We start from the raw sequence: 10562 nt of genomic DNA, 5'->3' as shown, positions 1-10562 counted from the left end.
TTAGCTTGAACGAAGAGAAAGCCGCGTCATTTAGGCGCAGTCGGTAACATGCCCTTATAGGGCTAGAGCAAACCACCCGCTATGCGGGTGGTTCTGATTCTACCTGTCTTCCTATTTATCCGTTGTCATACCACTTAATTCAACTATTTCAATTACCCTTATCCCATATACACAATGTGAAATCCAGAGATGTGGAATTAATTTCAAGTTGAATAAAAAATAAGCTAACCTTAAAGAAGTAGGCAAAAAGACAGCTAAAGAGATAATTCTTTCTTAAGATCAATTTCCAGCAGATAAAAACAACATTATTTAGTAATAAATAATGTTGTTTTTTTATTATCAAAAAATTTCATTATATTAATTAATAATTAATTACATAAATTAAATTTGTTCAATATGTATTCTAAAAAAATATATTAATTGTTTTTACACAGACAATAACTAACGCTATTTTATTCTGGAGTTTTATTTCTAAGAGGGCCTTGGAAAGAATTTAAAACTCTTACCTCCGTTATTATCAAAATTTCGGGTTTTTAGGGTATTTGTCTTGTTTTTACAGGAGATTTATATGGCCTCAAAGAAAAAGTATACTTATACGGGGTTATCTGATTCCAATTCCGTTCAGGAAGTTAATTCATTTCTTAAAGCCTATGTTCCAAATTACGACACCTCTATTCGGGTTGCTCATGATCCATTAGGAGACAATGCGCCTGATAAGCTTTTGCGCGGCCACTATAAGTGGTCCAATAAGTATGTTGATTCTTCTGGCACTTTGGAATTATCGTACCATTTCATGGAATCGACACCGGCTATAATGCCGTTGTTTGAAATTTCTGGTTTCAGTGCTTTTAATGAAGAACAAAAAGAAGCAGCGAAACTTTCTTTACAATCCTGGTCTGATGTTGCCAATATTAAATTTACCGAAGTAAGTAGTGCTAAAAAAGCGAATATCACTTTTGGTTTCTTTGATCATAGTGACAACGATGATTATGCATTTGCAACTTTGCCACAAGGACAAAGAATCGCTTTTACATGGTATGACGCTACAAGCCATACTTTTGTAGACAATGATATTGATGTGAATGGTTATGCTCGTCAGACTTTCACTCATGAAATTGGTCATACATTAGGACTTGAGCATCCCGCCGATTATGATGCTTCAGATAAAGTGCGTCCAGGTTATATCACTAAAGCAGAATATTTCGAAGATACTCGTGCCTATACGGTCATGAGTTATTTCACTGAAAAATATACAGGCCAAGATTTTAAATATGAATATTCATCGGCGCCTCTGTTGAATGATATCTCTGCCATTCAGAAATTGTATGGCGCAAATATGGAAACCCGTACGGGTGATACCATATATGGTTTCAATTCCAATACCGACCGCGACTTTATGACGGCCACTAATGCGAACAGTAAACTGGTGTTCAGTGTCTGGGATGCGGATGGTGAAGATACTTTTGATTTCTCCGGCTTTACCCAAAATCAGCGTATCAACCTGAATGAAGGCGCTTTCTCTGACGTTGGTGGTTTGAAAGGCAACGTTTCTATTGCCCGTGGTGTTGTTATTGAAAACGCGATTGGCGGCAGCGGCGATGATATTCTGGTCGGTAACAGTGCAGATAACATCCTGAAAGGTGGCGCAGGCGATGACATCATTTATGGTGGTCTGGGCGGTGATCATCTGTGGGGTGGAGAAGGTAACGATACCTTTGTTTATCTGGATGGAAAAGAATCGCTGAAAGATAATCCAGACTGGATCCACGATTTCGCCTCTGGTGAAGATAAGATCGATCTGTCTGAATTCAATTTCGGTGGTACTGGCGATATTAAATTTGTGGATTCCTTCTCAGGTAAGGCGGGCGAAGTGTTGTTCACTTATGATGAAGTGAATGAGGTAACCGATCTGGAAATCAGCCTTGGTGGCGATTTGGCAGGCAACGATTTTCTGGTGAAAGTTGTCGGTCAACCGTTAACTGAAGCAGATTTCATCGTCTAATTGATGTCATCACGTTAATCGAATATTGCCGTATTTCCCGCAGGGTACGGCAGTATTATGGACATGATGGAAAGGTGGAAATGGTGAACTTCTTGCTTTGTGGCTGTCGGTTTTATAGATCGAAATTGCTCTTATCGATAATTTTCTCTCTCTTTTTGGCAGGAGGATGTATGGCGAGTAGTTTGAGGCTTCCAACCGCGGGTGAGTTGAAAGGATTATGGCAACTCTCCGATGGAAATAAGTTGTGCAGTATTGAATTGACTGATGTCCGTTTATCTGAGGGATCGCTTTGGGCTTTGCAAGGTAATGCATGTGTGACTGAGTTGATTGGGCAGCCTGTTGAAGGATGGTATCCATCTCCAGATGGCATCACATTGACCGATGATGATGGCAATAGTTTGGCTTTTTTTAGTCATGAATCAGAACAGTGGATTGCTTACTTTGTTGATGGCCGGGAACTGGTCATGACATTCAGTGGCGCATATAAATAACGATTTGTTTTGCTTCAGTTAACGATGAAGGGATTGCAGTGAAATTACGCTTTCCGAAGGATGAAATCACGGACGTTATCCGTGAACGTAGCAAGGTCTTCTGGACTATTGGATTATTCACGGCATTCATCAACTTGCTGATGCTGGTTCCCTCCATTTATATGCTGCAAGTATATGATCGAGTACTGCCATCCAGTAATGAAATGACTTTGCTGATGCTGACGTTGATCACACTGGGTATGTTCGCCATGATGGGGGGGCTGGAATATATCCGAAGTCAGGTCGTGATCCGTATCGGCAGTCAGTTTGATATGTGCCTGAACCAACGGGTTTATACCGCTTCCTATGAATCCAACTTGAAAAATGGTTCCACCGATGCAGGGCAGATGCTGAATGACCTGGCGACTATCCGCCAGTTCCTGACCGGCAATGCCCTGTTTGCCTTTTTTGATGCCCCTTGGTTCCCTGTCTATCTTTGTGTCATTTTCCTGTTCAGCCCGTATTTGGGGTTGTTGGCGCTACTTGGGGCGATCATATTGATTGTACTCGCGGTGTTGAACCAGTGGTTATCTCAAACACCTTTGGCAGAAGCCAGTCATCTGTCTTTGCGATCCGCTAACTTAGCCAGTACCAATTTGCGTAATGCCGAAGTGATTGAAGCACTCGGTATGTTACCCGCATTGCGTCATCGTTGGTTTGGCTTACATCAGCGTTTTCTCAATTTTCAGCGTATTGCCAGTGAACGTTCGGCCGCTATCACGGCACTGACTAAAACGATCCGTATGGCCTTGCAGTCGTTGATTCTAGGCTTAGGAGGCTGGTTAGCGATTGAAGGGAATATCACACCAGGCATGATGATTGCGGGTTCCATTTTGATGGGAAGAGCGTTATCGCCGATTGAACAGTTGATACAGGCATGGAAGAGCTGGAGTGCTGCCCGTTTGTCCTGGCAACGGCTGGATAAGTTATTGAAAGCGCAACCGGAACGCAAAAGTGGTATGTCATTGCCAGCGCCTAAGGGCGCGTTGCTGATGGAAAAAGTATCAGCAATGCCACCGAGTAAAACACGTGCACTCCAGGCCTCGCAAAACGGATCATCACCAAATAACCAATATATCTTGCAGGATATCAATTTTGCCTTGAATTCCGGTGAGGTGTTGGGTGTGATTGGCCCCAGTGCGTCGGGGAAATCGACATTGGCTCGCCTGCTGGTAGGGATATGGCCGGCGCAAGAAGGCGTTGTACGGCTTGATGATGCTGATATCTACCAATGGAATAAAGATGAGTTAGGGGCATCTATTGGTTATCTGCCGCAGGATATTGAACTGTTTGGCGGCACGATTGCGGAGAATATTGCACGCTTTAATGATGTTGAACCTGAAAAAGTCATCGAGGCAGCGAAAAAAGCCGGTGTCCATGAGTTGGTGCTTAATCTTGAGCGGGGCTATGACACGGTAATCGGTGCGGGTGGCATAGGGTTATCCGGTGGACAGAAACAACGAATAGGTTTGGCACGTGCCTTGTATGGCAACCCTTCGCTTGTGGTATTGGATGAGCCTAACTCGAATCTGGATGATATTGGTGAAAAAGCCTTAAGCCATGCGATTGCGCAATTGCGGGAACAAGGTAAGACAGTGATAGTTATCACGCACCGACCTTCATTGCTCTCACAAACAACCAAAATTTTGCTGTTGGTACAGGGGAAAATGAAAATGTTTGGCCCTTCCCAGCAAGTGATGGCGGCGCTATCACAATCTCAGTCTTTATCACAATCACAGTTAAAAGCGGTCGAACGTGCCTCGTAACATGATTCAGCCATATTTCAATCCTTGGGATATTTCTATCTGGGAGTAAAGATGTCCTATCAGACTAACGCAAAGGATGCCAAAAACGAGGTGTCGGAATTATTGCCGCTGGATGCAAATCGTTACCTGCGAATAGGTTGGTTGATTATTGGGATCGGCATTCTGGGATTTTTCATCTGGGCGGCATTTGCGCCACTCGATAAAGGAGTGGCTTCTTCTGGTACTGTTGTGGTTGATGGTAACCGTAAAACGATACAGTCTCCGGTTAATGGCATTATCAGTCAAATTCAGGTGAAAGAAGGGGAGCAAGTGAAAGCTGGACAGGTTTTGGTTCAGCTCAGCCAGGTGCAGATTAATGCACAAATTGATTCCCTGAAACAGCAGCTTTACACCACATTGGCAACAGAAGCCCGACTTTTGGCCGAGCAGCGAGGGCAAGATGCTATTGTTTTTCCGACTATGTTACTGAATCAACAATCGGAGCCACGCATTAACGAGACTCTGGCCTTGCAAAAACAGCTTTTTTTATCACGTCGTGAGATGTTGCGTAGTGATCTGGCGGGAATGCAGCAGGCTGAAGAAGGACTGCATTTTCAAATCAGGGGGTTGCGTGAAGCTCTGGTGAGTAAACAGCAACAGCAAGTTTCGCTCAAGGAACAGGTTACAAATTTGCAGCCCCTGACAGAAGAGGGCTATTTCCCCCGCAACCGCTATCTGGAATTACTGCGTAACCAAAGTGAATTAAGTGGCAGCATCGCGGAAATGACCGGAAAAATTGGCCAACTTGAAAAACAGCGGCAGGAAACGCAGCAGCGAGTTATCCAGCGTCAGGCAGATTACCAACGTGAAGTACGCAGCCAGTTAGCTGATGTGCAGGTCTTGGCGAATGAGCTGAGAAATAAACTGGAAACGGCACAATTTGATCGGTCGCATACTTCTATTATTGCTCCGGTAGATGGTTCGGTGGTTGGATTAACTGTGTTTACCCAGGGTGGTGTGGTGGCTTCTGGTGAGAAATTAATGGAGATCCTGCCGACCCAGAGTGCGCTGGAAGTCGAGGCGCGTTTAATGGTGAACCTGATTGATAAAGTTACTGTGGGGCAAGATGTTGATTTGATGTTTACCGCGTTTAACCAGAACCGGACGCCGAAAGTCACGGGTAAGGTAATGGTGGTTTCGGCTGACCGTTTGGTGGATGATCGTACAAGAGAGCCTTATTATCAGATGCGATTGAAAGTCAGTCCTGAAAGCATGGAGAAACTGGCAGGGTTGAATATCAAACCGGGGATGCCGGTTGAGGTATTCGTCAAAACAGGTTCGCGTTCGTTGTTGAGTTATCTGTTCAAGCCATTAATGGACAGGGCGTCTACCTCGCTGATTGAGGAGTAATAGGGATGTTGATGTATCACAGTTTTGCCAATAGACAGACTTCGTTATCTCCCCTATTTTCCAGGAAATTGTTGCCAGCATCAGTATTACTGATGTCGATATTGATATTTCCCCGCTTTGCCAGTGCACTTTCCTTAACGGAGGCTTATGCGCTGGCATTGCAGCACGATCCAACGTTTCAGGCTGCTATCAAAGAGCAGGAAGCGGGGCAGGAGGAGAAAAACCTTGGGCTGGCGGAACTGTTGCCCAAGCTATCTTTCAGTTACCAGAATGCCCCCAAAAATTGGCAGAAGATGGATTCGCAATCTTTGGATCAGCGGGGAAGGATCGTCAAGGAAAGCCGTGATCGACAGTATGACAGCTATAGTGGTGCGATTATTTTGACCCAACCCGTGATCGATTTCGAGGCATGGGCGCGTTATCGCACCCGTCAGGCTTATGCCTTAATGAGTGATAGCCGTTTTCGGGCGGATAGCCAGCAATTGGCAGTCAGAGTGGTGAACAGTTACGTGACCGTAGCTTATGCTCAGGATCGGTTGGCACAGGTTGCCCAACAGCGGGCAGCCTATGAGGAACAACTGGAAAATAACCAGAAATTATTTTCTTCTGGTGAAGGCACCCGTACCGATGTAGCAGAAACTCAGGCGCGTTACAGTCAGGTATTGGCTGATGAATTAGCGGTGCAAGATGAGTTAGATGCTGCTATCCGTGGCTTGCAGTTATTAGTTGGCATACCGTTACCAGTAGATGTGCCTGTTAATCGTTTATCTGATTCTTCGCGGTTTAAAACCATCAAACTGGAATTAGCACACTACGCTGATTGGGAACAACTGGCATTACGTCAGAATCCACAACTGGCTGCTGCCCGCCAGAGAGTCGATGTGGCGTATCACGATATTGAGCGTAGTCGGGCGGGATATCTGCCGAAACTGGAGCTATATGCTTCCCATAGCGAAAATAAATCCAGTAGTGACAATAGCATCGATCAAAAATACCGGACGGATTCCATTGGATTGCGGATATCCATGAACCTCTATAATGGTGGAGGTACTGCGGCAGCCGTGCGTCAATCAGCCGCAAATTATGGCAAGACTAAATTCGAAATGGATGCACAGACGGGGGAAGTCCTGAATGCACTGCGGCGCAATTATAACGCTTGCGTGAATGGTGAAAAGCGGATACGAGCCTATGAAACGGCGGTGGAAGCGGCTGCATTACAAGTGAAAGCGACGCAAAAAAGTGTGGCGTTAGGGCAGAGAGTGAATGTCGATATATTGAATGCCGAGCAACAGCTTTATACCGCCCGCCGTGAACTCTCTCAGGCAAAATATGACTATATGAAAGCGTGGATTGGGTTATTAGATGAATCCGGTCAGCTACAGGGTGAACATATTAAGTTAGTTGCTGATTATTTTGGTTGAGATGATTGCGCTGTTGAAGTGATTAAAGTGTGATACCCCGTTTTCTTTATCCTTAAGATTCGCATACCTTAAGATTCGCATAATAGAAACGGGTATCACGCACGTACACCGATAGAAAGCGCTATAGTTTATCTATTAATAAGCCGCAATTGCTGCAAATTACCCTGTAGAGACAAATCAGTTCTTAACGAAGCGATTTCACGGCTGATATAAGCCATTTCTTTGTGAGACTCCAATTTTTTTCGCCATTTATCTGGTTGGGAATCCAGATTTTGGAATAAATTATCCAGTGAACCTGCTTGTTGCAGCAGGGTGGCGGCAGTTTTGGCGCCAATTCCCTGAATGCCGGGAATTTTACTGCTGCTAATACCTGCAAGTCCCCAATAATCGGGAAGTTGGCTTGGTTCAACACCAAACTCTTGTTGGACAAAAGGCAGATCCAGCCAGCGTTTTTGGAAGTAATCACGAATTTGAATATTGGGAGAAAGGAGCTGGCAATAGCCCTTATCCGTTGAAACGATTGTGACATTATGCCCGCTGTGGGCGACTTTTGTTGCCAGTGTTGCGGCTAAATCATCCGCTTCATGCCCTTGTGCGTGCCAGCAAGCGACTCCCAACGCATTAAATGCCTGTTTAATTAAGGGCAATTCTTGTTGTAAGTTGTCTGGCATGGCAGAGCGGCCTGCTTTGTAATCAGGGAAAAGGTGGTGGCGCCAGCTATGGTTGCGGCCATCTTCATCGAATACCGCAACAGCATGGGTTGGTGATGCATGGGTGATTAACTGTTTTAACGCATGTTCACAGGCAGGAATACAAGGGCTTCCCTGTACTGCATGGATGCGTCGAATCAGGTTTAAGGCGTCTACAATCAAAAGGTGTATCATGGTCGTTATATTCCATCCGTGGAGCTATTCCCTGGCACCAGCCTCATTGAATTGAGCAAAGGTATCCGCGATTTATTTGATTATCTCATAACATGGTTCATAAGCAGCGCCCCCAGGGAGTTTCATGCGATCTTGCTCGACAAAATCTTGCAGGAGGTTATCCATGCGATGCATGATATCTGCATCGCCGTGGATCTTGAATGCCCCATGTTTTTCTATGGCGTGAATACCCACTTCTTTGACATTGCCTGCCACAATACCAGAAAATGCGCGTCGCAGTGCTGAGGCAAGTTTTTCCGATGGCTGGTTTGGGTATAAATTCAAGTCAGCCATGTTTTCATGGGTTGGAGTGAATGGAGATTGTAGATCAGAGCTGATTTTCAGTGACCAGTTGAAGCTATAGGCATCTCCGGTCGCGCGGCGCTTTTCTTTGACCTTCGGCATGGCTTTTTTCATGATACGTGCGACTTCTGAGGGGGCATCCACAATAATGTGATAGTGATTGCGAGCCTGTTCCCCCAGGGTATTAACGATAAATTCATCCAGCACTTGGAAGTAATTGGCGCTCTCTTTGGGGCCAGTCAGAACCAGCGGCAGAACCTGATCTTTGTTTTCAGGATGCATCAGGATAGACAACAAATACAGCAATTCTTCTGCCGTTCCCACTCCGCCGGGGAAGATAATGATGCCATGGGCGATACGGACAAAGGCTTCCAGACGTTTTTCAATATCAGGCATGATGATTAGCTCATTCACCAGCGGATTAGGTGGCTCTGCCGCAATAATTGAAGGTTCTGTGATGCCGATAAAACGACTTTTTTTGTAATTCTGCTGGGCATGCCCCACTGCGGCTCCTTTCATCGGTGCTTCCATTGCACCGGGGCCACAACCCGTACAGATATTCAGTTCACGTAATCCAAGCTCATTGCCTACCTTGCGCCCATACAAATACTCTTTCTCATTGATGGAATGGCCGCCCCAACAAACAATCATATTAGGTTCTTCTGAGATATGCAGTGCTTTGGCATTGCGTAGGATGGAGAAAATGGTATTGGTAATGTGCATACCATTTCCCATATCCAAATTATGTGCCTTCTGTGCATCGGTAATTTGCCCGTGGACAAACAAAATATCGCGCAGTACTGCAAAAAGATTGGCTTGCAGAGAACGGATGATTTTACCATCAACGAAAGCTTCTTCGGGGGGATTAATGAGTTTCAACTTTACGCCACGCTCTCTGCGCAGTACGTTGATATCAAAATTTTGATATTTTGATAGTAATTCCTTACTGCTATCTATTTGACTACCTGAATTAAGAACCGCCAGTGAACAGTTACGGAAAAGGCGGTATAAATCACTGCTTGCGGTACGCTTAAGCATATCTACTTCAAGCTGAGAGAGTAAATCCATTGATCCTAATGGATTGACATGTGTAATCAAGAATGACTCCTTTTACCCCTTGTGGGGATTCCTCAGTAATGATTTACACCCTATTGGGTATAGCTGACTTCATCCAACAGTTTAGCTCGCGGTCACTAATCAGGTTATTTCGATTATTGGCGGGCTAACCTTCCTGTTGTTGGAATAAATGCCTCGTTACTGCGCCACGGATTGATATCTAATCCTCCCCGACGGGTATAGCGTGCATAAACAGTAAGTTTTTCAGGCGCACATAATGTCATTAGGTCATTGAATATGCGCTCGACACATTGTTCGTGAAATTCATTGTGATGCCGGAAAGAAACTAAGTAGCGCAATAGTTTTTCCTGATCGATTTTTGAGCCTTGATAACGGATCATAACCGATCCCCAATCGGGCTGGTTGGTGATCAAGCAATTTGATTTTAGCAAATGGCTAACCAGGGTTTCCTCAACAACAGGGCCAGTTGCTGCGTTGTTAAGGTAATCGCGATTGAATTGATAATCATCAATGTCAATATCCTGATTATCGATGCATTTTCCTGCAAATTCGCCAATTGGTTGTTGGCTGAAATCGTGCAGGGGATGGAGAACAACCTCAATGTTGCCGTTGGCACAAGCAGATAGATCTTGTTGCAAGGTTTTCTGTACTGTTTCCCAATCAGCAAAGCGAGTCTGGTTAAAGCTGTTTAGATAAAGTTTAAAGCTTTTTGATTCGATAAGGTTTTCACTGGCCGCATCTAAGCTGACATGACCGATGGCAACTTGAGGAACGCCGCGTGCGTTGAGCCAGGAGAGTTCGTACATGGTCCAGATATCTGCACCATGAAAAGGGAGATTATCAGGAAACAGCCCAAGTGGCTCGCGGTTCATACTGCGGGGAACCGCTTGTAATAAAGTAGGATCATAGTGATCGCGATAGGGGGTTGGTTTACCCAATGTGAGTTGGGAAAGAGCATGATTATCTTGATATAAAGACATTAGGATTCCTTAAGGCTAAAAAATCTTACATTCAGATAGTCTTTACGACAAAGAGCGTCTTGGTGACTAAAATCATCTGTACTATATCAAGGAATCATGATGATTCGTATTTTTATTGCGCATTATCCCTCAGGTTCACTAAGCCAACGTCATTATCGATACTATTGACGT

General features: G+C 44.7%; 8 protein-coding genes. 5 read left to right on the top strand and 3 right to left on the bottom strand.

Translation table 11 applies throughout. The features are described 5' to 3' along the window. Positions 1-568 precede the first annotated feature (568 nt). The 5 genes from Xentx_RS11230 (at position 569) to Xentx_RS11210 (ending at position 7108) form a co-directional block, all read left to right on the top strand. A complete protein-coding gene (locus Xentx_RS11230) occupies positions 569-2002 on the top strand; it encodes a serralysin family metalloprotease (RefSeq protein ID WP_074020332.1) in 1434 nt (477 codons plus the stop codon). Between the two features lie 170 nt (positions 2003-2172). After that, on the top strand, positions 2173-2493 hold the full coding sequence (locus tag Xentx_RS11225; RefSeq protein WP_074020331.1) for an AprI/Inh family metalloprotease inhibitor: 321 nt from the start codon (positions 2173-2175) through the stop codon (positions 2491-2493). A gap of 38 nt (positions 2494-2531) precedes the next feature. After that, the gene (locus Xentx_RS11220; protein ID WP_074020330.1) at positions 2532-4298 is read left to right on the top strand and encodes a type I secretion system permease/ATPase; all 1767 of its coding nucleotides are present in this window, start codon (positions 2532-2534) and stop codon (positions 4296-4298) included. Between the two features lie 51 nt (positions 4299-4349). After that, complete coding sequence (locus Xentx_RS11215) at positions 4350-5687, top strand: HlyD family type I secretion periplasmic adaptor subunit (RefSeq protein WP_074020329.1); 1338 nt, start codon at positions 4350-4352, stop codon at positions 5685-5687. Positions 5688-5779: 92 nt separating this feature from the next. Continuing rightward, positions 5780-7108 carry a TolC family outer membrane protein gene (locus Xentx_RS11210; protein ID WP_074020359.1) on the top strand — a complete coding sequence of 443 codons (1329 nt, stop codon included), beginning with the start codon at positions 5780-5782 and terminating at the stop codon, positions 7106-7108. 128 nt (positions 7109-7236) lie between these two features. On the opposite strand, the gene xni is transcribed toward Xentx_RS11210, so the two are convergent. The 3 genes from xni to queF all read right to left on the bottom strand — a co-directional run bounded on the left by xni (position 7237) and on the right by queF (position 10391). Continuing rightward, positions 7237-7992 carry a flap endonuclease Xni gene (gene xni, locus Xentx_RS11205; RefSeq protein ID WP_074020328.1) on the bottom strand — a complete coding sequence of 252 codons (756 nt, stop codon included), beginning with the start codon at positions 7990-7992 and terminating at the stop codon, positions 7237-7239. A gap of 72 nt (positions 7993-8064) precedes the next feature. Then, a complete protein-coding gene (gene ppnN / locus Xentx_RS11200; protein WP_074020327.1) occupies positions 8065-9432 on the bottom strand; it encodes a nucleotide 5'-monophosphate nucleosidase PpnN in 1368 nt (455 codons plus the stop codon). 113 nt (positions 9433-9545) lie between these two features. Beyond that, positions 9546-10391 carry an NADPH-dependent 7-cyano-7-deazaguanine reductase QueF gene (queF, locus tag Xentx_RS11195; protein WP_074020326.1) on the bottom strand — a complete coding sequence of 282 codons (846 nt, stop codon included), beginning with the start codon at positions 10389-10391 and terminating at the stop codon, positions 9546-9548. Positions 10392-10562 lie beyond the last annotated feature (171 nt).

Origin of the sequence: Xenorhabdus thuongxuanensis (assembly GCF_001908095.1) — a bacterium.
GTDB classification, from domain to species: domain Bacteria; phylum Pseudomonadota; class Gammaproteobacteria; order Enterobacterales; family Enterobacteriaceae; genus Xenorhabdus; species Xenorhabdus thuongxuanensis.
This window is presented reverse-complemented; position numbering and strand designations above follow the sequence as displayed.

Coding starts and splice junctions, on each gene's coding strand:
- Xentx_RS11230 (WP_074020332.1), top strand. CDS start 569: ATGGCCTCAAAGAAAAAGTATACTTATACGGGGTTATCTGATTCCAAT.
- Xentx_RS11225 (WP_074020331.1), top strand. CDS start 2,173: ATGGCGAGTAGTTTGAGGCTTCCAACCGCGGGTGAGTTGAAAGGATTA.
- Xentx_RS11215 (WP_074020329.1), top strand. CDS start 4,350: ATGTCCTATCAGACTAACGCAAAGGATGCCAAAAACGAGGTGTCGGAA.
- Xentx_RS11210 (WP_074020359.1), top strand. CDS start 5,780: ATGTCGATATTGATATTTCCCCGCTTTGCCAGTGCACTTTCCTTAACG.
- xni (WP_074020328.1), bottom strand. CDS start 7,992: ATGATACACCTTTTGATTGTAGACGCCTTAAACCTGATTCGACGCATC.
- queF (WP_074020326.1), bottom strand. CDS start 10,391: ATGTCTTTATATCAAGATAATCATGCTCTTTCCCAACTCACATTGGGT.